The sequence below is a fragment of the Lacticaseibacillus sp. 53-4 genome, assembly GCF_016861805.1.
Classification (GTDB): Bacteria; Bacillota; Bacilli; order Lactobacillales; family Lactobacillaceae; genus Lacticaseibacillus.
On sequence record NZ_BOLT01000027.1, the window covers coordinates 14,936 to 36,373 of the forward strand.

Genomic DNA, 21,438 nt, shown 5'->3' on the forward strand with positions numbered 1-21,438 from the left:
TTCGCGGTTCAGTCCATCATCAAGTGCGGCCGCCGGCGTCTCAGTCTTCCGCCTGGTAAACCAGCGCACCGTCCAAGTGGGTCTCCAGCAGGTGCAAGTCGGCATCGAGGACCAGGTAATCGGCCTCTCGCCCAGGTAAAATACTGCCGCAGTGCGCTTGAATCCCACAGGATATCGCTGGCGTTTGCGTCGCCATTTTGACAATGGCCGCCGGGGTGGCCGCCCCCCATGCCAGCAAATTGGCCAGGGCGTCTTTCAGCTGCAGCACCGAGCCGGCCAGGCTGTCGCCGTCTTTCAGCCGGGCCATCCCGTCCTTGACGTAAACGGCAAATTCGCCCAAGGTGTAATCGCCATCTGGCATCATCCCCGCCCGCATGCAGTCAGTGATCAGCGCGACATGCTCGGGGCCGACCAGGCGGATCAGCGTGGCTGCGACTTCAGGCCGGACGTGGTGGCCGTCGCAGATCAGCTCATCGGTCACCCCGTCCAGTGCCATCGCGGCGCCAACCATACCCGGCGCGCGGTGGCTGAGCGGACTCATGCCGTTGAACGTGTGCGTGAACACCGTGGCGCCTGCGTCCACGCACGCCTTTGCCTGCTCAAACGTGGCATCGCTGTGGCCCAGTGCCACCACGGTGCCGGTTGCGGCAACAGCCTGGGTGAAGGCAGCGGCTCCTGGCCGCTCTGGCGCGATCGCGATCTTTTTGATTAAGCCGTTGGCCGCGGACTGCCAGGCTTCAAATTCGGCTACACTCGGGTTCTTAAAATACTTCGGGTTCTGCGCGCCCTTGTGCTTAGTCGTGAAATACGGGCCTTCGAAGTACAGTCCCTGGATCTTCGCACCAGATTCCTCACCGGCATTTGCCGCCACCGTGCTGCACACCGCCTTTAGCTGCTCAAATGAGCCGGTCAGCGTGGTTGGCAGCCAGCTGGTCACCCCGGCTTGCACCAGGTGCTGGCTCATTGCCTCAATGCCTGCCCAGTCGTTGTCCATGACGTCGTGGCCCAGCAGGCCGTGAATGTGCGTGTCGACCAGCCCGGGCGCGATCCAGCGGCCCGGCTGCTCGACGATGTCCCCAGCCGGACGGGCTCCTTCTGGCAGGTAAGCCCCAAACTTACCGTCAGCTGTGATTTCGAGATACCCGCCAGTTTCCACCGTGTGCGGCAGAAAATATTTGGCGGCGTGAATGTACTCACTCATTTTTTCACTCCCCCTAGCACGTCAGCGAACCGCTGGGTAATCGTGCAAAATCACGCCTTTGACGACACGATTGACCGTGCCAGTTGGCGACGGGGTGTCGGGCCGGTTGCCGACCTTGACCGCCGCCAGCAGCGCCAGTGTCTGCGCGAACATTACATCAGGCAGCGCCTGATACGCCTCTGGAAGGTCGGCGGTGCCATGGTCAAAGTAATAACCGCTGCCGGCAAAGTTCTGCGCCTGCTTAGTGCCCACCGCCATGACGAGAGAGGCGATGTGGTCGCCTGCGACTTCAGCCAGCAGGTCCAGATCGTACTGCCGGCTGTACGGGTCGTTGGCAACAAAATCAAACAGCAGGGTCTGTGAATTCACAAAGCTCTTCGGCCCGTGGCGAAAGCCCATGGAGCTGTCAAACATGGTGGCGTACTGGCCAGCGGTGAGTTCAAGGACCTTCAGCTGTGCCTCGCGAGCCAGGCCGCTCAAGCTACCAGTGCCCAGGTAGACGATGCGCTCAAAATCTTGGTCAACCAGCGCCTGAATGGCCGACTCGCGGGCAATCACTTCGCGGCCCATCGCCGCAATGGTCTGAACCCAGGCCTGCTTGGTTTCGAGGCTTGCTGTGTCGAAGACCAGCAGCGCGGTAAGCAGCATGCAAGAGAAGCTCCCCGTCATCGCAAACCCTTTGTCGTTTGACCGGGCGGGTTGCAGCAGCACCAGAGTCTGAGGCTCTGTCTGCGCTTTTTGGGCTAACTGACCATCCGGTGCACAGGTGATACTGATTTGGTGAAGTGAGGACACCAGTTGTTCGGCCAGTGTCACGGTTTTCAAACTTTCCGGTGAATTGCCGCTGCGGGCAAACGAGACCAGCAGTGTCGGTTCATCCGGAGTTAGGTAATCGGCTGGGGCCGAAACGATGTTGGTGGTCCCTACCGACTCAAACGAGAAGCGGCACCGGTCGCCGTGCGCCTGAAGGTATGGTGTCACCGTATCGCCGACGTACTGGGAACTGCCAGCACCCGCAAACACCACGCGTACCGACTGGCCGTTAGCCTGGTCTGCGACTTGCGCGAGAAATGCGGTGATTTTCTCCTGGTCCTTGGTGTAATTGGCCAAGGCTTCAAGCCACAAATCTGGTTGTTGCTTGATTTCCGCAGTCGTAATCTGAGCACCCATTTGGGTCAGTGTTTCAGTTGATTGTTCAAACAAAGTTGTCTCCTCCAGTAAAGTGAGTTAGTGGTTAGCGTGCTGAACGTGGTAGACAAATTGGTCAGCGCGGGCAGCACTCAGCGTGTATTCGATAATGTCGCCAGTAGTCGTAAAGGCCGTCCGCCGGATTTTCAGACAGGCCGAATTAGGTGGTACGTTCAATAATTGCGCGTATTCAGGGGCCATCAGGTCGGCAAAAAAAGTCTCATCCACGGTGTCGATGTGAATGCCATAATGTGCTTCAAGCAAATCGTATAATGGCGTGTCCTTGAGCAAGGCTTTGTCGAGATCCGGCAGCGCCGCGACTGGCAGATAGCTGCGCTCGACCATCATCGGTTCGTGATCAGCCATTCGAACGCGATCAAGCACATGAACCGCCGCTCCGTGCTTAAGCCTCAGGTGCTCGGCGACCATCGGCGGCGCCGGGATCTGCCTCAGCGCCACCACCCGGCTTTCCGGATGCCGCTTCATCGCGCCCATCTGCTGGGTGAAACTGAACGCAGCGGCAACGTCGGCCCGATTGTCCAGCGGCTCGGCAACAAACGTGCCTTTACCCGGACTGCGGTAGATGAACCCGCGCAAAAACAACTGGTTCAATGCCACGCGCACCGTATTGCGGCTCATGTGATACTGCTCACTGAGCGCCCGCTCCGAAGGCAGCTTGTCATTTGGCCGAAGCTGTTCGGTCACCAACTTTTCAAGTTCCTGCGTCAGCCTTTCAGATAACGAAGTTTTTGCCATCTCCTCACCTCCCATTTGTCTCACGTGGTACCTACCACGGCCAACCTACGCCCGAAATGTTAGCGTCGTCAAACAGAAACACTCCAAATTTAGCAAGTTCTATTAGTTTTTTAATTCAAATACAAAAAGTCACCCGTGCAGTTAATTAAAAGGCTTGTTTTAGAGGGCAAAACAGTACCAGGTACTTTTGTCCTGTTCTTATACGTTTATATTTTAGATACGTATTAGTTATTTTATATTCAAGCTTGCCGCTCCTTGCTCAGGCATGGGTTGTCCCCTTAGCCTGACCAAAAGTCCCTACGCTTTACTAAAAACCGAAGCAGTCAAAAATATTAAATAACAGCTTGTGGGCTTCAAGTCTGTTCCGTAAGCGCTTTCTCAACGGTTTAATTCGCACCGCTTTCAGTGAACAACCGGCCCCAAGTCGCCGGCCTGGCAGCTATCCCGCTGCCGTGAGGTTGAGGCTTCGCTCACTCGCGCCTTCCCCCCAACTGGACGGGCCTGAACTTGTAAAACCAGTTGAATCTGTTATTCTTAATCTGTTGCCGGCAACCAATCAAAGGAGTCTTTCACTTGCTCATCTTTAACGAATTTCCCGTCGGCGCCGCGACGCTCAATGTCGTTGCGGCACACCGGGCCAAAACAGAACAAGGGCTGCGTGAGCTGGGCGTGTACCCCGGTCAGGAAATGCTGCTGATGGCTCTGCTGCAAGACGGCGCCGCACCCAAGCCGCAAAACGTCTTGGCCGAGCTGCTCGACGTCGACCACTCAACCATCGCCAAGTCGGTTCGCCGCATGGCGGCAGCTAACATTGTTCAGACCCACCGCTCAGCGCAAGACGGTCGCGTCACGCTTGTCGCCCTCACCGCTTCCGGTCTGACCCTGGCCAAGCGGGTCAAAGCGGTTTGCCAAGCGGTGGAACAAGCGGCCACGGGCGCCCTGTCCCCTGAAGAGCAGGCCGACTACATCCGACTAGCCACTAAAATGACGACTGCACTAAAAAAATGAGCCATCAGGCGGCTGCCCGATGGCTCTTACTTACATTTCACTGGTTTTAAAATGTCTGGCCCAACTGAACAGCCTGCTGCTCTGCCGCCGCAACGATTGCCTCGGCCTGATCGGGGAAGTGATCCATGCCTTCAACTGGCAAATCGATCACTTTTTCTGTTCCCAGGTACTCAAGGGCGGCATGGACATACTGGGTCGCCGGGTCTTTGCCTTCGTACTTGCCGCCAGCGGCTTGAATGTGCATGACCTTTTTCCCTGGCAGCAGCGCAATGTGACCGGTGGCGGTGTAACGGAAGGTCTGACCCACCACGGTGATTGCATCGATCCAGGACTTCAGCTTGGTCGGGATACCAAGGTTCCACATGGGGTTGGCGATCACAATTTTATCGGCCGCCTTGAACTGATTCAAAGCATCACCGAAAACCGCCAGCTTGGCACCAGCTTCTGCCGTAGGCGTTGCATTCGGTGCAAACGCGGCCAGCATCGCGCCGTCAAGTTCTGGAAAGTTTTCTTGATACAGGTCGCGTTCAACAATCGCATCATCCGGATTGCTTGCACGATAGCGCTTCATGAAGGTTTCCAGTACTTTCATGCTGCGCGAGCGATCGGGACCAAACGGATGGGCTTTAATGACTAATACCTGACTCATTGTATGTATCTTCCTTTCACGACCGGCTTTTTGGTTGCCGGCTACGTAAATAGCATAGCCTAGATAAAGGTGGCTGGCAACCTTTTTCTCGAAAACTCTCGTCGTGCCCGCGTGCGTGAGCCGGCGCTGCGACTGCGCAAGAAAATCACCGCACCATGATTGCAAAAAGCAAACGTTTGTTCGATAATGGTGGCGAGGTGATCACCATGTCTGTTGCCCAGGACGTCCGGATTCTGAACGAACGCATTGATGCCGCCTTTCGCAGGCGGTACAACACCCGTTACGTCTTGATGGCCAGCAAGGTTCAAGCGGACGGGGCGATTTCTTTTTTTATGAATATCTCACCCAAGGGTCACCGCCGTCGCTCACTGCCCCTGCACAGCCTGAACACCACCGACCTGACGTACTTCGAGCAGGTCATTGCCGGCGTGCGCGCCCACACCAATCTCACCATTTTTTACTGCGGCTTTGGCCCCAAAGATTACTGGCCCAGCACCGGGCGGCTCATTGAGACCAAGCGGCGCGGAATCGAGATCAGCCCACTGGACTGGTGAGCAGCGACCAAAAGTGCCCCTCTGCGTCAAATCAGTCCACAAGGACCTCTGCACCGCGATTCTAAACTCGCATCGGGGTGCAGAGGTCCTTCTCTTTTCGGCTGACCGCACTTGATGGCTCGGCCACTTGCGTTACTTACCGCTTGAAACTTTCACCAGCCGGCCGCGGTACTGCGTTGGGGAGCTGCCGAAGTGCTTTTTAAACACGGAGCTGAAGTAGTTGGGGTCTGCGTAACCAACCAAGTGACCGATCACTTGACTTTTTTCGGTTGTTTCCAGTAGCAGCCTTGAGGCCCGCTCCATGCGAAAATCCGTCAGGTAAGTGATGAATGACTGCCCCACCTCACGCTTGAACAGCGTGGAAAAGTACGAGTTGGACACTCCAAGCGCCTGACACACGTCGTTGAGCGACAACTGCTCGTCGCTGTAATGTGCCCGCACGAACTCCTTTGCGCTTTGAATCAGCGCACTGGACGAGTTGTCACGCGCCTGGGCCAGCTGCCGATTGAGGGTCTGACACAGGGTCATCAGCCACTGGCGCAACGTCTGCGGGGACAGCTCTGGCAACCGGGCGTACAGATCTTTCGGGTGGTCAGTCAGCTCTGGAATCTGCAAATGATTGTTGGTCGCAAAGCGGTACAGGGACGACACCAGGTCATTGATCACCACAGTGTGATGCGCCATGCAGGTCGCGGTGCGATTGACGTTTTCCAGGTAGACATCGACGGCCTGCACGATGGCCTCATCCGGCCCAACGTGGACCACCTTGAGCAGCTCTGCCAAAGCCGCATCGGGAATCGGCGTGAAGTCGCTGACTTCAGTGGGCGCGATTTCCTTGATGTTGATCACCTTGCAGGCTCCGTACAAGCTGCGGTACGACACCGCGGTCCGCGCCCCATGATAAGCCACCGGAAGCTCGAGCAGGTCATCGACGACCGGCCCCACCCCAACCGTGATGACCGCGCCAAGCGCATTTTTGACCAGCTTGCAGAACCGATCGGCATCGTCGGTCAATCCGGCCGCATCATTTTCGGTGTGCAGTTCCACCACGATGACCGTGTTGCGCAGATAGCAGAAGGTGACCGTGGTCCACAGCGCCCCGAAAAAGTCCCTGGCCTGTTTCATCACCTCCGCCCGCAGCGCCATCACATCCTTACCATCAGGGGCCTGCGCGGTGGAGGTGTGCAGCACCAGACAACCGTAATAGGGGCCGGTCAGACCGACTTGATAATCGTGCAGGTAGGCGTTCAGCGTTTGGCGCTCAATCTGTCCATCGATCAGCGCGGCGTAAAAATTGGTCTGCATCACCGGCAGCGAATCGCGGTAGCAATGCTGCATCGCACGCCAATTTTGGAGGGTGTTGCGCTTTTGATTGAGGGTCTGGCGCAGGCGGATCAACACCGCCCGCAGCTCGGCGACGTCAAGCGGCATCGTGAGGTAGTCGGTCACCCCCAGGCGCATTGCCTGCTGCGCGCATTCAAAATCGTTGCAGTCCGTCAAGATCACAAACGCCGTCTCCGGCGACTGTTCCTTGCCGCGCTTGACCACGGCTAAATCCGTCAGCGCGTTGACGCTGACCTCAGTCAACACCACGTCCGGTTTCGTTGCGCCGATCATGCTGAGCGCCGCTTCGGTTGAAAACACGCTCCCGATAACTTGAAAACCCAGCTCACCCCACGGGATGATTTCCTTTAAACTCGACGCCACTGGCGCGTCTTCTACTAACAGCACGCTGTACTTCCCCATAAGTATGCTCCTGTCGTTGCCCTTAATCTTACAATCGCATTTACTAAATCCCCAGCGTATTGATCACCTTTTTTAGTGTATCATGTAAGCGCTTAAATACAACTCAAAGCCCTTGTTTATTTACTGTGATTCTGATTGCGCAAGGCTAAATTGATGACCAGCGCCCCCGCCGTCACGCAAAAAGCCACAGCGTAGCGCTGCGGCTTTTTGTGAACCGAGGTTAATGCGTCTGCCGCCTCGTCATTTCTCCTGAACGTACTTCAGGGAGTCGAGGGTGACGGCGACCAGGATGATGATCCCGGAGAAGACAAACTGAAGGTTCGTGTCGATCCCAAGAATCGTCAGCGCATAGGTCAACGCAGTGAAGATGATGACCCCGACGACGACCCCGGAAATCTTACCGATCCCACCGGTGAAGGATACGCCGCCGACCACGCAGGCCGCGATGGCGTTCATTTCCCAGCCCTGACCATAAGCGGCGGAACCTGACCCGACCATGCGGGCACATTCCAACCAGGAACCGAAGCCGTAAAGAATGCCGGCCAGAACGAAGGCGCCCAGGGTGACGGCGAAGACGGAGATCCCGGAAACGGAAGCCGCTTCAGGGTTGCCGCCGACCGCGTACAAATTCTTCCCAAAGCGGGTCTTGTTCCAGATGAACCAGACGATGGCAATCGCTGCTACCGCCCACAAAATGATTGACGGGAACCCACCAATCTGTGGGATGATCATGCTTGGAATGGCCGGATCAATGGCCCCGAATGACACCCCTTTGGTGGCGTAGGTGACCAAGCCGAAGATGATCAGCGTGTTGGCCATGGTAGAAATGAACGGGTGCATCCCAAATCTTGCGGTGAAGAACCCAGCAATGGCACTCAGGACGGTCGACAGCACAATGCAGACGACCAGGGCCAGCACGACGCGCGGCCAGAGCCCCATTTTGGAAAAGTCATAAATATGTCCAAAGACTTCCCCGGTGTTTGGGCCTTGGTGCATGATGATGGTCGACGCGGTCATGCCCATCCCGACCATGCGGCCAATGGACAAATCAGTCCCGGTGAGCAGGATCAGCCCGGCGACCCCAAGCGCCAAGAACATCTGCGGTGACGCTTGCTGCAGAATGTTGAGAATGTTGTTGTAGGTCGACAGCGAGGAGCCCTTGATGATTGGGGTGATGATCGCCAAAATGATGAAAACGATGATGATGGCAAAGTACAGGCCGTTGCGCAGCAGGAAGTCGCGGCGGTTGAACGTGTATTTGTAGTTTTCCCACTTCTGCTTCATGTTCTCAGAGAAGGTGAACTTCGACATCCGCAGCAGATCCAGCAGGTGGTACTGGTAGTTAAACGCCTCGTGCTGGCGGTCCTTGATCTGACTTTGGCGCGCCTGGAGAGTCACCTTGGCGTCAAAGAGTTTGTTCTTGTGAACGTAATTCTCCTCTTTGATCTCACTGCGGTCGGAAAGCTTGGCGACCGTCGCTTTGTGTTCCTGTTCCAAGCGGGCGATCTGCTCGTCATACGCCTTTTTGGCGATGACTTTTTCCTCGGCGCAGCTCGCCGCAACGGGCTGGTAGTACTCCTTGTCAAAATGATCCTTGATGTATGTCTCGGCCTGCGCGACCAACTTGGCAACTTGGTCCTTGTTAGCAGCCTCGACCTGCTTGGCCCCGACCAACGCCTTCTTGTCGGCTTCGATTCCTGCGTCCCGTTCTGCTTTGCTCAGACTCTTGTCCCGCTTGAGCGCTTCAATGTGACTGTTCAGGCTGATGACCTGATCCGTCCCGTCTTTGCGCAGTTCGTTGACCTGGGCCTGAATCTTGTCTACCGCGTCATTGATTGGTTTGCGCAGGGCTGCTTTGGCCTGCGCGGTTAGCACTTTATTTTCTGCCATGTGTGTCTCCCCCTTACATGTATTTCGCGCTGAGCCTCAGCAGCTCTTCCTGATTGGTCTTCTTGGTGTCCACGATCCCGGCCAGGTGACCGTCCGACATGACCCCGATGCGGTTTGTAATGCCCAGGATCTCGGGCATTTCTGAGGACACCACGATGATCGTTTTGCCTTCCTTGGCCATCTTAATGATCAGCTCGTAGATTTCGTACTTCGCACCGACGTCGATCCCCCGGGTCGGCTCGTCCATCATGAAGACTTGCGGGGCGCGCTCCAGCCATTTGCCGACGATCACCTTCTGCTGATTGCCCCCTGACAGGCTGGCAATCAGCTCATCCGGGCCCATGGTCTTCGTGTTCATGACCTTGATCTCGTGCTGGGTCGCCTTGGTCATTTTCGGATCCGACAAGGCCGGGCCGCGCCGGTAGGCATTCAAATTGGTGATGGTGGTGTTGAAGGTCAAACTGCCTTTCAAAAACAGCCCGTTGGCCTTGCGCTCTTCAGTGATCATGGCAAACCCGTGCTCCATCGCCTCTTTGGCGGAGTTAAAGTTGGATAGCTTGCCGTTGAAGTACACGCGGCCCGCGGCGCGAGTCCGTACGCCGAAAATGGTTTCGAGAAGCTCGGTGCGCCCGGCGCCGACCAGCCCGTACAGCCCGAAGATTTCACCGCGCCCGACATCAAACGAGATGTCTTGAAGGTACGGGGCGTACTTGGTGGACAGGTGCTGAACGGACAAAATGGTATGGCCGACTTTGTTGTCGACCGGTGGGAACCGGTTATCCAGCGGCCGCCCGACCATCGCCTTGATCAGTTCGTTCAGATCCGTGTCCTTGGTGTTCTTGGTCATGACCAAATGGCCATCCCGCAGCACGGACACCTCGTCGCAAATCTGAAAGACTTCATCCATTTTGTGCGAGATGAAGATGATCGAAATACCCTGATTCTTCAGCATCCGGACCATGTCGAACAGCTTCTCCACTTCGCGGTCCATCAAGGACGAGGTCGGCTCGTCGAGGACGATCACCTTGGAGTGGTAGGAAATCGCCTTGGCGATTTCGACCATTTGCCGCTGTGACACGCTCATCTTGCGCATCGGCTGGGTCAAGTTGACCGTCATCCCTAGGCGGCGGAACAGTTCTGTCGCTTCCCGCCGCATCTGCGCTTCATTGATGACGCCCAGTGAGGTCGTTGGGTAGCGGCCCAGAAACAGATTGTCGAGCACACTGCGGTCCAGCGCCTGGTTCAGCTCCTGGTGGACCATCGCGATCCCGTTTTCCAGGGCATCTTTGGGCCCGGCGAAGGACACCTCCTTACCATCGAGGAAAAATTGCCCTTCGTCGCGCGTTTTGATCCCAAATAAGCACTTCATCATGGTCGACTTGCCGGCGCCGTTTTCGCCCATCAAGCCCATCACAGAACCCTTCTTGACGTCCATGTCAATGTGTTGAAGGACCCGGTTGCGACCGAAGGACTTGCTCAGATTGCGGATGGCCAGCATCACGTCATCACCGATGACTGGTTTTTCTGGTGTTAGTGTGGTTGAATCCTGCATAATACGTCTTCCTTTCCAGCGCCTGCTTGATTTTTTTGATAAAACAACTCCAGGGTCTGGGGCGGCTCCGAAATGCGAGAAGCACGGGGCAATCCCTGATCCCTGGAGTTGCAGGTAGTGCAGAGGCGGAATTACCGGCTCAGAATGGACGTGTATGAGGAGCCATTATCAGTCTTAACCATGTTGATAGCAAAGGCGTCGTATTGGCTCGGGTTGCCCAGCCGGTTGGTGATGTTGGATTCGGTCTGGCCGTCGCCGCCGATAAATTCAACTTTGAGGTTCATCAGCTTCGCATACTTCTTCAGCAGCGGCTGGTAGGTTGACCCCAGGAAGTTATCTGAGGAGTTGTAGATGTCCAGCCATACCTTCTTTTCTGGTGAAGTCTTGGTCGACAGCTGCTTGGAAGCATCCGGATAGGTCTTGGTCGGGTTCATGAAGTCCTTGTAGTTGTCAGCAGTGACTGGGACGTTCATCGCGTAGTAGGAACGCTCGTTAGCGCGGTATGCGTAGGTGTCCTTGGCCAAAACGTTGCCCACCTTGTCCTTGGTTTCGATCCCGGTGCCCTTCTTAGCACCGTCCAGGGCGTTGCGCAGAACGCGCAGGGTCAGGTAAGCTTGCACATCGGCGTGCTGGCTGACCGTGCCGCCGTAGCCTTCACTGATTGCCGCAACGGCATCGGAGTTAGCATCGTAGCCAAAGGTTGGCACTTTGTTCTTCTTGGACCAAGCATTGAACATCGCCATGCCCATGCCATCGTTGTTTGACGCGATAACATCGATCTTGTTGCCCAGACTTGAGGACCAGGTGCCGATCGCGTTACCCGCGGTCGCGGCATCCCAGGTCGCGCCTGAGTTGTTCTTCATTTCCTGAGAAGCCAGTTCACGGATCGTGTAGGTCTTGCCGCCGACGGTTAGCTTGCTGTCCTTGACCACGCTGGCCTTGCCATCCGTGTTCATGCCGGCTGGGGCGGAATTGATGTCCCCGCCCTTCTTCACGCCGGTGCCCAGCGCTTCACGAACGCCGCGGGTACGGGCAATCGAGTCGTTGTGGCCAACGTCCCCAATCGCGAGTACGTAGCCAATCACGCCGTCATTATTGCGGTCGATACTCGAAATATTTTTGGTGATATAGTCCTTGATCATCTTGCCCTGAACTTCGGCCCCTTGCTTGGCGTCGAACCCAACATAGTAGGTGTCCTTGTTGAACTTCAAGGTCGTCATGTCCAGTTTCCCGTTGCTTGAGTTTGATGGCTGACGGTTATAGAACACGACTGGTTTGTCTTTGTTGGCAACCGTCTTGTCGGAGCCGCTGCCTGAGCTTGAGCCGCAAGCGGCAAGCAGGAGTGATGCCCCCAAAACTAAAGTCAAAGCCCCTAGTGCTTTTTGCTTCTTCATGGTGTAACCTCCTCCCTTTAAGCGCTTCCTGTATGCGCTTTCTTGATTCTTAGTGTACAGGGGCAAGGACCCCGTAACCATAGAATATTATTGGCTACACCTAGAATATTTTTGGGAATTTAGTTTAATAAGAAATTTTTTACGTGCCGGTATCACGGTATAAATCCCTGCATTTGCGGACTTGTGGCAGGTCCTTGCACACTTGTTTACGCGACCGATTCCACGGAATTTTAGTAAAACGGTCCTGCGCGCAAAAAAGCCGTCCCCGCGACCCCTGGCGAGAACGGCGTAAAGATGAAGAGGAGTGGAACAGAAAATGACAAACTTGATCAGCCGCTCAGGCGGCAGCTCCCAAGCGACAGTTGCAGTTTAACCCGGATCAGCCGACACGGCAAAGATTTTGCCTCGCCATGAACTGGCAGTTGTGCGAGTGAACCGAGGAACCGCGTATAATGAAAGCAAACCGCTAACTCACAAGTTGCAGGAGGCATTTCATGAAATTAGATCTGACTCACTTCACGTACGATGGCACCGGCAATTTTCGCATCAAGGACTGGGATACGGACATCCCCAAAACCGAGCAGGGGCTCACGGAAGCCGAGATCAAGGCAGAAATTGCTCAAAATGTCCAAGACTTGGCCCAGGCGCAAGGCAAACTTTACGCGCAAAAACGCTACAGCCTGCTGCTAATTTTTCAAGGCCTGGACGCGGCCGGCAAAGATGGCATGATCCGCCATGTCATGTCCGGTGTGAACCCGCAAGGCACCACTGTCGTGTCCTTCAAGCAGCCCACCGTAGAGGAGCTCGCCCACGATTACCTGTGGCGCACCCGCGTCGCCTTTCCCCAGGCTGGCAACATCACCATTTTCAACCGGTCGCATTACGAGGAGGTGTTGGTCGATCGCGTCCACCCCGAGAACCTGCTCCTCGAGCACCTGCCAAACATCGACGCCGTGGCTGACGTGACCCCCAAGCTCTGGCAGCGGCGCTATAAGGACATCCGCCACATGGAAAGCATGGCCAGCCGCGATGGCATTGTGATCGAGAAGTTTTTCCTGCACATGAGCAAAGACGAGCAGAAGAAACGCTTCCTCGACAGAATCGAGCAGCCCGACAAAAATTGGAAGTTCTCCGAAGCCGACATTCGCGAACGCCGCTACTGGGACGACTACCAGATAGCGTATCAGGACGCCATCGCCGGTACCGCCACGAAGAAGGCCCCCTGGCACATCATTCCGGCGGACAACAAGTGGTTCGGCCGACTGATCGTGTCCAAGCTCATCCTCGCACGGCTTGAGAAGCTGCCACTTGCCTACCCCACCGTCACGGCCGAGCAGAAGGCTGGCCTGCACGCGGCACTGGAGGAACTGACCGGAAAAGCCGAAAACTGAGGCACAACATTAACATCGCGTCCCAGATCGCCGTCTTGCCGATTGGGGCGCGACTTTTTTTGCCTCGGCAGGAGGGTGAGGAAACCTGACACGCGATTTTACTAAAATCCTTGCCCACCGACTCTCAGTGCCGCAATTAGCGACGCGCCCGCGGCAAAATTTTTAGTTTCGCCTGCCACACTCAAAACGTGCATAATAAACACGACTGGGCGTTGACCTGATCAAACGCCTAGCAAATGGAGGTCCTTATTAAATGAAAGATGCAATCTTTATCAAACCAGGCCAAGTGGCCATCGAAGACGTGCCCAAGCCTTCCGTTCAGGCACCCGATGACGTCATTCTCCACATTGTTCGCAGCTGTGTCTGCGGCTCTGACCTGTGGGACTATCGCGGCCTCGACAAGGTCCCAGAGCATTCTCAAAACGGCGGCCATGAGGCCATCGGCGTCGTTGAAACGGTCGGCAGCGCCATTACCACAGTCAAACCGGGCGACTTTGTCATCGCCCCGTTCACCCACGGGTGCGGCCACTGTGCCGCCTGCCGTGCAGGCTTTGATGCGAATTGCCTCAGCTACCGAGATAACTTCAGCGAAGGCGCACAGGCCGAGTACATGCGCTACCAGCACGGCGAGTGGGCACTGGTCAAGATTCCAGGCAAGCCTGCTGATTACAGCGAGGAGATGCTCAAGTCGCTGCTCAGCTTAGCCGACGTCATGGCAACCGGCTATCACGCCGCCCGCATGGCCAATGTTGGCACCGGAGATACGGTTGTGGTTGTCGGCGACGGCGCGGTCGGCCTGTGCGGCGTGATTGCCGCGCAAATGCGTGGCGCCAAGCGGATCATTGCCATGAGCCGCCACGAGGATCGCCAAAAGCTCGCTGTTGAATTCGGCGCCACCGACATCGTACCTGAGCGCGGCGACGACGGCGTGGCTAAGGTCATGGCGCTCACAAACGGCATCGGCGCCGATGTCGTTTTGGAATGTGTCGGCACCGAGCAGGCTGTCGACACTGCCCTCAAGGCTGGCCGGCCAGGTGCTCGCGTGGGCCGCGTCGGCATTCCCCACAACGCCGCGATGGACCTCAAGCCCGTCTTTTCACGCAACATTACCATTACCGGTGGGATTGCCTCGGTCACCACCTACGACAAAGAATTCCTGTTGAAGGCCGTGCTCGACGGCACCATTCACCCCGGCAAGGTCTTCACTAAATCGTTCAAGCTGGCCGACATAGATGCCGCCTACCAGGCCATGGACAAGCGCGAGGCCATTAAGTCACTGGTCGTTACCGATGAAGCATGACCGTTGACTTAACACCTTAAAGCCCGGGATGACGTGAACTGAGCGTCATTCCGGGCTTCTTTTGAACAACAGTGAACCTAAGCAACACCTTTGCAGTAGATTTGAGTCGACGAAAGCCAAGATCCACACAAAGCCATGCCAGACCTTGCGTTAACAGTGGCTTCAGCATGGCTTCCTGAAGCGGTCAATTTGATTCAACCCAACGGGAACGGCCGAGGCGAGCGCGACTTTAAACAACCTCACGACGTCACTCCAGTAACATTTACCCCGAGCATTAGCAATACCGCTTGGCACGGCGGCTTAAGTTAGCTCAAAATAGAATCTTAACGACTCAACACAAAGTGATATCAGGGACTTAGTCTGTACAGTCTTTCAAGCTCTATTTCCATTGTATATAAAAATTGACGTTGTCTGAGTAATGAATCAGATAGCGTCAATTTTTCGTTTTCAAAACAGCCCTTCAGCATCTGTCAAGCAGTTCAAACTCTGCGCGAGTCAAATAGTCGTTCAGAAATAACTGCCAACGGCCAAACTTATTCAGTCAAGCGATTTTATTAGACAGTAATCGACACGCGAGCGCTTAACGGCGACACCCGCTGTAAATATGCGGAAAAGCCTGAAGCATCGGCATTCCAAGGTGCCGTTGGCGTCCGATCCGTGGTCCGGACGCGATCAACGAAAGCCAGAATGTCAGGCCACATAGTCGCATTCTGCGCTGTCAATTCAGCCATTTGAGCTGTCATAGCTGGATCATGCCCAGCCTGCGAATAGAACCGGATGACTGTTTTGGCCAGTATCTCACGATATTGATCAGGTGCTAGGGTACGCAATCTAAGCAGATAGCTGCTCATCATGGTGACCCATTCCAGTTGCATCTTATCCGGCATCGGCGCAAGAACAGCATCAGAAACGGTTCTGCCGAGAAATTGCACCGTAATGGCACTTTCCAGCGTCTGCGTGTGTTGTGCCACCGCCTCGATGAGCTGGCCAACGTACATTTCAGTGTACGCACCAAAGTCTTCAAAAGTAATCTGGTCTTGCATAATCAATGCGCGGCTGACAAAACGGCCACTTAGCAAGTGCGCGGTCGGTTCGACCTGATAGCGATAGGTCCGATCAGACTTCATCTGCTGCCGCAACAATAACCCGGAAACAAGCTGAGACTCAGGTTGAGCTGAGATCTTGCTGAAAACCTGCTGAAGCACGTCAACTGAGTTAAACTGCATGTTCGGGCCCATAAACGTGACATATTTTCCTGTTGACAGCATTAGCCCCTGTTGAAATGCCATTGCCCAAGGCCAAATCTTGGCCGGCTTAATATACCGGAACTTAAGGTGATTGAACACCCGCAGCGGTTCCAGATCTTCCAATTGATAGCGACCGTTATCAATCAGAAGGACTTCGATCTGCCGAAAATCCACCCCCAGCTGGTTATTGATTGATGACAGTGGCACAGCCAGATCATGAACGTTCGCCGACTCCACCGCAATTACGATACTCAACCATTTGTTCATCTCTGCTCCTCCAAGTAATCCAGATTGCCAGGTGAGCCATTGAATCAATGCGTCGCACCTGAACTTTTTATTGATAAATGACAAGCCATCCACTGCTGTTCAAGTTTTAATCTCCTCCGTCCTTCCGGCTGCCAACAGTAAAGCTGAAGGTAACGGCAACCGCCGACATCGAGGATAACCACTTCGACCTGGTCCAAGTTTACTCCGATCCATGTCATGACAGAAGACACTCAAGCTAAATTATCTTTGTTATCATACAATCGGGGATAATTTTGGCAGGCCATATTTACACCGTAGCTAGCACAGAGTCTCATAGTCGCCGTGTTTGCTGGGCTTTCAGCACGGCATGGCTGCTAATCTTTTCAATAGTGAGAATAAGATTGTTGGCAGCGCCGAACCCAATAATCTGCCAGCCACTTCGAAAAGTTAAAGAGAAACCGGCGATGCAAGAACAAGCTGGCTACCTCAGTCTCCTAAGGTACCCAGCTTGCGTGAAACTCACATCAACGCGAGTTTTTAGTACAACGGATCATCATCTGAATCCCGCCGCTTCTTAGCAACCGAGAATGCTGCCAATGCGTCGGCAATCGTGACGCCGACCCCAATCATGATCAAGGCCGCATCGTCTGAATTACCTGTTTCAGGAAGCGTAGGCCTGCCATTTGCAGACGCTTTGCTACCAGATGCGTTGGCGAGCAACACCCGACTCGTCAGACCATTCCGACTTGTTGCAGTGCCCTGCCGATAAGTGTCTTGGCCCGAATCATCATCGCCGGTTCCTAACGTATCGGGGAGCGTTGGCCGAGCCTCTTGATGCTCTGGAACGTCCGTCGTTGAGGTTTGTTGACCAAATGTCTGCGCACTCGGATCGCCGGTTGGCGTCCCGGTCGTGGTACCAGTTGGGTTGCCGCTCGGCTCACCAGTTGGTGTCCCTGTTGTGGTCCCAGTTGGGTTGCCGCTCGGCTCACCGGTTGGTGTCCCGGTCGTGGTACCAGTTGGGTTGCCGCTCGGCTCACCAGTTGGCGTCCCTGTCGTGGTACCAGTTGGGTTGCCGCTCGGCTCACCAGTTGGTGTCCCGGTCGTGGTACCAGTTGGGTTGCCGCTCGGCTCACCGGTTGGAGTCCCTGTCGTGGTACCAGTTGGGTTGCCACTCGGATCACCAGTTGGTGTCCCTGTCGTGGTCCCAGTCGGGTTGCCGCTCGGCTCACCAGTTGGTGTCCCTGTCGTGGTACCAGTTGGGTTGCCGCTCGGCTCACCGGTTGGTGTCCCGGTCGTGGTACCAGTTGGGTTACCGTTCGGCTCACCAGTTGGTGTTCCCGTCGTGGTACCAGTTGGGTTGCCGCTCGGCTCACCAGTTGGTGTCCCTGTTGTGGTGCCAGTTGGGTTGCCGCTCGGCTCACCAGTTGGTGTTCCCGTCGTGGTACCAGTTGGGTTGCCGCTCGGCTCACCAGTTGGTGTCCCCGTCGTGGTGTCTGGTGGGTTATCCGCATCATCGAGTTGGTAAACTGGCTCTGCTACTGCATTCATAAACAAAGCCCGAATCCCATCACCAGCAATGTCGGTTTGATCTGTGCCGCCTTCACCGGTATCTCCGGCGGTTCCGTCATCTCCCTTGTCTCCTTTGGCGCCGTTCAAAACGTCGTAATCGACACCATTAAGCGTGAAGGTCCATCCATCGACCTGGCCATTGAGATCGGTATGCGGCTTGACAGTTGGCGTCTGGCCATCTTTGCCGTCAGCCGGCGCCGGCACAATTCCAACAGAAATCTTTTTGCCGTCCTCATCGAAGTAGAAGAAGTTATAATCAGTAACCTTGCCATTAGCATCGGTAACCGGCTCAACTTGCGGTGTCTGCCCGTCCTCACCCTTCTTCACAAGAACAGTAGAGCCATCTGAAAAGATGATTCGGGTATTACCGTCTTCATCGATGAAGGAGCCGGTGACTGTCAGCGGTGTCGCATCTTTACCGTTCGTACCGTTAACGCCGTCTTTACCGTCTTCGCCATCCTTGCCATCGACGCCGTCCTTACCATTCTTCACGGTGTAATCAACACCGTTTAAGGTGAAGGTGTAGCCGTCGACATCGCCATTGCCGTCAGTGTGCGGCTTAACTTCAGGCGTTTTACCGTCCTTAGGTGCTTGGATCGTACCAGTCGTCACCTTGTTGCCGGCATCATCGAGATAGTAGAAGTCGTAGCTGGTGATGTTGCCATCGTCGTCTTTGACAGCCTCGATTTGAGGGGTCTTGCCATCTTTGCCAGCAGCGCCATCTTGAGGTGCGTCGACCGTCCCAACTGTGGTTTCTTTGCCATCCTTATCGGTGACGTAGAATTCATAGCGGGTCTTGCCGTCTTCACCTGTGACCGCGCGGACTTGAGGCGTTTGACCGTCCTCACCATCTTTGCCGTCAACGCCGTCTTTACCGTCAGCACCCTTGTCAATCGTGACTTGTGAACCATCGGAGAAGGTGATGACCGTATTGCCTTCGCTGTCAGTGATGGAATTGTCAACCGTCAGATCAGCGCCATTCTTGACGATGTAGTCTTTACCGTTAAGGGTGAAGACATAACCATCAACATTGCCGTTGCTGTCAGTGTGCGGCTTGACGTCTGGTGTCTGGCCGTCCTTAGGCGCTTCAACCGAGCCCATGGATACTTTTTCGCCAGCTTCGTTGGTGTAGTAGAAGTTATAGTTAGTGATGTTGCCATCACCGTCTTTAACTGCTTCGATCGTCGGCGTCTGACCGTCTTTGCCATCCTTAGGTGCTTCGACTGTCCCAACTGTGGTTTCTTTGCCATCTTTATCGGTGACGAAGAATTCGTAGTTGGTTTTGCCGTCTTCACCTGCGACTGCGCGGACTTTAGGCGTTTGACCGTCCTTACCATCTTTGCCGTCAGTACCCTTAGCAACCGTGACTTGCGAGCCGTTGGAGAAGGTGATGACCGTATTGCCATCCGGATCAAGGGTGGTGCTCTTAACGGTCAGATCAGCACCGTTCTTGACGATATAGTCTTTACCGTTAAGGGTGAAGACATAGCCATCAACATCGCCGTTGCTATCAGTGTGTGGTGTAACCGCTGGCGTCTGGCCGTCTTTAGGCGCGTCGACTGTACCAACAGGGATTTCTTTGCCAGCTTTATCAGTGACATAGAACTCATAGCTGGTCTTGCCGTCTTCGCCTGTAACTGCGCGAACGTTAGGGGTCTGAGCGTTATCTCCTTTCTGTCCTTTTGGCACAGTGATATGAGAACCATCAGAGAAGGTGATCACCGTATCGCCGGCTTCATTAATCGTGGAGCCAGTGACCGTCAGCGCAGCAGCATCCTTACCATTCAGAACAGTGTAATCAACACCATTCAAGGTGAAAATGTAGCCGTCAGTCTTACCCTCACTGTCAGTATGCGGCTTAACAGTAGGGGTTTGACCATCCTTAGGTGCATCAACATGACCCATGGATACTTCTTTGCCAGCATCGTTGGTGTAGTAGAAGTTGTAGCCAATCGTCTTGCCATCACCATCAGTGATTGGTTCGATCTTCGGTGTCTTGCCGTCCTTAGGTGCTTCGACCGTTCCAACAGGAGTTTGTTTGCCAGCCTTATCGGTGACGTAGAACTCGTAGTTGGTCTTGCCATCTTCGCCAACAACTGCCTTCACTTGAGGTGTCCGGCCGGCTGCACCATCTTTACCATCTTTGATCGTTACTTTGTTGCCATCAGAGAAGGTCAACGTGGTGGTGCCGTCTTCGTCCTTGGTGTTATCAACAATCGTAATTGGCTTTGGCGCTGCCACTTGACCCACAACGATTCGTTCGCCATCGCCGTTGACATAGTAGAATTCGTAGCCAGTGACGTTACCGTCATCGTCTTTGACTTCTGCTACTTGCGGTGTTTGGCCATCAGTCCCGTTGAGCACCGTGCCAGATGGTTGTCCATTCAACGTGAAGGTGTAGCCCGTCACCTTGCCAGAGACATCAGTAATCGGTGTTACGACTGGTGTTTGACCATCTTGGCCATTGTACACAGTCTTCACATCTTGCGACCCATCAGCGTGCTTAATGGTCAGAATGTAGCCAGTACGCGAATCAGCATCTGTCGGTGTGATATCAGTCACCGAAATCGTGTCGCCGTCCTTCGGTGCTTCAAAACCACCTACTTCTTGCTTATCGCCATTGCCATCGATGACACAGAACTTGTACCCAGTCGTTTTGCCAGTCTTCGGATCTGTAACTGCTTCTAACGTTGGGGCATCGCCTTTGTCACCCTTCTCACCTTTAGTACCATTGTAGATCGTGATTGGTTCTTGACCTGGATAAGTGATCGTGTAGCTAAGAACGTTGCCATCATCATCCTTATTAGGGGTAATGATCGGTGCTGTTGCGGCATCGCCGTTGAACAGGTTCTTCGTTTCGGTCGTGCCATCGGCGTGCGTAATCGTGACGGTGTAACCCGTCTTCTTATCGCTGTCGTCAGCCGGCTTGTAGTCACTCACCGCAATCGTATCACCAATCGGCACGGTGCCAAGCGTCGTATCATCACTTGGATCGTCTGGCGTACCGTTATCCAGGTAGAAGATATAAGACTTCTTGTCGTCACTCAGTTTCGACTTCGGTGTTTCTGGTACATCGAAAGTACCGACCGTTTCGTGAGTCTGACCGTCGTCACCGATCACGAAGAACTTGTAGCCAGTGACCTTGCCAGTATCTGGGTCCGTTACCGGTTCAAGCTGCGGTGTCTTACCATCATTCCCGTTGTAGACAGGCGTGCTGCTCTTGGTCGTCCCATCGCTACCAATGATCTCGACAGTGTAGCCGCCATTTGGATGTTCAGTGTCGCCCTTCAGCGGTGTAACGTTGATCGTATCCCCGTTTTTACCAGCTGCTGGCTTCTCAATTTCTCCAAGAGTGGTGTCATCTGATGGATCATCCGGTGTTCCGTTATCCAGATAGAAGACATACTTGTCCCCGTCTGCTTTGACCTTTGGTACTTCTGGGGTATCCACCGTGCCGACAGGCACATGCGTTGTCCCATCTGGTCCAAGCACATAGAAACTATAATGTGTCTTGCCGTCGTCGCCTTTAACAGCTTCAACTTGTGGCGTCTGGCCATCTTGACCATTGAACAGATTCTTAGATTCAGTATTCCCATTGGCGTGCGTGATCGTGACCGTGTAACCGGTCTTCTTATCATTTTCGTCAGCTGGTTTGTAGTCAGTGACACTGATCGTGTCACCCGCTACGGTTGGCACTTCACCAAGATCGATGTCTTTGCTGCCATCGGCCGCATCACCCGGAATCAC

At 54.8% G+C, this 21,438-nt stretch carries 14 protein-coding genes; 4 read left to right on the forward strand and 10 right to left on the reverse strand.

The features are described from left to right. Positions 1-40: 40 nt before the first annotated feature. From nagA to JUF21_RS09785, 3 genes are read right to left on the reverse strand one after another with little or no spacing between them, the layout of a single operon-like run. Positions 41-1,201, reverse strand: a complete 1,161-nt coding sequence (gene nagA, locus JUF21_RS09775; RefSeq protein ID WP_203664273.1) for an N-acetylglucosamine-6-phosphate deacetylase — start codon at positions 1,199-1,201, stop codon at positions 41-43. Positions 1,202-1,222: 21 nt separating this feature from the next. After that, the gene (locus tag JUF21_RS09780) at positions 1,223-2,404 is read right to left on the reverse strand and encodes an SIS domain-containing protein (protein WP_203664282.1); all 1,182 of its coding nucleotides are present in this window, start codon (positions 2,402-2,404) and stop codon (positions 1,223-1,225) included. A gap of 24 nt (positions 2,405-2,428) precedes the next feature. Continuing rightward, the gene (locus tag JUF21_RS09785; protein WP_203664284.1) at positions 2,429-3,145 is read right to left on the reverse strand and encodes a GntR family transcriptional regulator; all 717 of its coding nucleotides are present in this window, start codon (positions 3,143-3,145) and stop codon (positions 2,429-2,431) included. 573 nt (positions 3,146-3,718) lie between these two features. Between JUF21_RS09785 and JUF21_RS09790 the strand changes: the two genes are divergently transcribed. Further along, the gene (locus tag JUF21_RS09790) at positions 3,719-4,153 is read left to right on the forward strand and encodes a MarR family winged helix-turn-helix transcriptional regulator (protein ID WP_203664291.1); all 435 of its coding nucleotides are present in this window, start codon (positions 3,719-3,721) and stop codon (positions 4,151-4,153) included. Between the two features lie 46 nt (positions 4,154-4,199). On the opposite strand, the gene JUF21_RS09795 is transcribed toward JUF21_RS09790, so the two are convergent. Next, positions 4,200-4,802 (reverse strand): FMN-dependent NADH-azoreductase, encoded by a 603-nt coding sequence (locus JUF21_RS09795; RefSeq protein WP_203664298.1) that lies wholly within the window; start codon positions 4,800-4,802, stop codon positions 4,200-4,202. 155 nt (positions 4,803-4,957) lie between these two features. On the opposite strand from JUF21_RS09795, the gene JUF21_RS09800 reads away from it, so the two are divergent. Next, positions 4,958-5,356 carry an acetyl-CoA carboxylase gene (locus tag JUF21_RS09800; RefSeq protein ID WP_203664300.1) on the forward strand — a complete coding sequence of 133 codons (399 nt, stop codon included), beginning with the start codon at positions 4,958-4,960 and terminating at the stop codon, positions 5,354-5,356. A gap of 132 nt (positions 5,357-5,488) precedes the next feature. On the opposite strand, the gene JUF21_RS09805 is transcribed toward JUF21_RS09800, so the two are convergent. The 4 genes from JUF21_RS09805 to JUF21_RS09820 all read right to left on the reverse strand — a co-directional run bounded on the left by JUF21_RS09805 (position 5,489) and on the right by JUF21_RS09820 (position 11,938). After that, entirely contained in the window at positions 5,489-7,102 is a 1,614-nt protein-coding gene (locus JUF21_RS09805; protein ID WP_203664302.1) for a helix-turn-helix domain-containing protein, read from the reverse strand. Between the two features lie 240 nt (positions 7,103-7,342). Next, positions 7,343-8,992 carry a hypothetical protein gene (locus JUF21_RS09810; protein ID WP_203664304.1) on the reverse strand — a complete coding sequence of 550 codons (1,650 nt, stop codon included), beginning with the start codon at positions 8,990-8,992 and terminating at the stop codon, positions 7,343-7,345. Positions 8,993-9,005: 13 nt separating this feature from the next. Then, a complete protein-coding gene (locus JUF21_RS09815) occupies positions 9,006-10,544 on the reverse strand; it encodes a sugar ABC transporter ATP-binding protein (protein WP_239061445.1) in 1,539 nt (512 codons plus the stop codon). Between the two features lie 131 nt (positions 10,545-10,675). Further along, positions 10,676-11,938, reverse strand: coding sequence for a substrate-binding domain-containing protein (locus JUF21_RS09820; RefSeq protein ID WP_203664306.1), 1,263 nt, complete (start codon positions 11,936-11,938; stop codon positions 10,676-10,678). Between the two features lie 494 nt (positions 11,939-12,432). Here JUF21_RS09820 and JUF21_RS09825 point away from each other — a divergent pair, with 494 nt between their 5' ends. Then, positions 12,433-13,329 (forward strand): polyphosphate kinase 2 family protein, encoded by an 897-nt coding sequence (locus tag JUF21_RS09825; protein WP_203664308.1) that lies wholly within the window; start codon positions 12,433-12,435, stop codon positions 13,327-13,329. A 253-nt stretch (positions 13,330-13,582) separates the two neighbouring features. After that, positions 13,583-14,629 carry a zinc-binding dehydrogenase gene (locus tag JUF21_RS09830; protein WP_203664310.1) on the forward strand — a complete coding sequence of 349 codons (1,047 nt, stop codon included), beginning with the start codon at positions 13,583-13,585 and terminating at the stop codon, positions 14,627-14,629. A gap of 554 nt (positions 14,630-15,183) precedes the next feature. On the opposite strand, the gene JUF21_RS09835 is transcribed toward JUF21_RS09830, so the two are convergent. Further along, a complete protein-coding gene (locus tag JUF21_RS09835; RefSeq protein ID WP_203664312.1) occupies positions 15,184-16,143 on the reverse strand; it encodes a glycosyltransferase family A protein in 960 nt (319 codons plus the stop codon). A 516-nt stretch (positions 16,144-16,659) separates the two neighbouring features. Next, positions 16,660-21,438 (reverse strand): hypothetical protein (locus JUF21_RS11965; protein WP_239061446.1); only part of this gene is annotated, 4,779 nt, incomplete at its 5' end.

What these genes read in the sequence shown, in the direction of transcription:
- nagA (WP_203664273.1), bottom strand. Translation starts at nt 1,201, where the DNA reads ATGAGTGAGTACATTCACGCCGCCAAATATTTTCTGCCGCACACGGTG.
- JUF21_RS09785 (WP_203664284.1), bottom strand. Translation starts at nt 3,145, where the DNA reads ATGGCAAAAACTTCGTTATCTGAAAGGCTGACGCAGGAACTTGAAAAG.
- JUF21_RS09795 (WP_203664298.1), bottom strand. Translation starts at nt 4,802, where the DNA reads ATGAGTCAGGTATTAGTCATTAAAGCCCATCCGTTTGGTCCCGATCGC.
- JUF21_RS09800 (WP_203664300.1), top strand. Translation starts at nt 4,958, where the DNA reads ATGATTGCAAAAAGCAAACGTTTGTTCGATAATGGTGGCGAGGTGATC.
- JUF21_RS09805 (WP_203664302.1), bottom strand. Translation starts at nt 7,102, where the DNA reads ATGGGGAAGTACAGCGTGCTGTTAGTAGAAGACGCGCCAGTGGCGTCG.
- JUF21_RS09810 (WP_203664304.1), bottom strand. Translation starts at nt 8,992, where the DNA reads ATGGCAGAAAATAAAGTGCTAACCGCGCAGGCCAAAGCAGCCCTGCGC.
- JUF21_RS09815 (WP_239061445.1), bottom strand. Translation starts at nt 10,544, where the DNA reads ATGCAGGATTCAACCACACTAACACCAGAAAAACCAGTCATCGGTGAT.
- JUF21_RS09820 (WP_203664306.1), bottom strand. Translation starts at nt 11,938, where the DNA reads ATGAAGAAGCAAAAAGCACTAGGGGCTTTGACTTTAGTTTTGGGGGCA.
- JUF21_RS09825 (WP_203664308.1), top strand. Translation starts at nt 12,433, where the DNA reads ATGAAATTAGATCTGACTCACTTCACGTACGATGGCACCGGCAATTTT.
- JUF21_RS09830 (WP_203664310.1), top strand. Translation starts at nt 13,583, where the DNA reads ATGAAAGATGCAATCTTTATCAAACCAGGCCAAGTGGCCATCGAAGAC.
- JUF21_RS09835 (WP_203664312.1), bottom strand. Translation starts at nt 16,143, where the DNA reads ATGAACAAATGGTTGAGTATCGTAATTGCGGTGGAGTCGGCGAACGTT.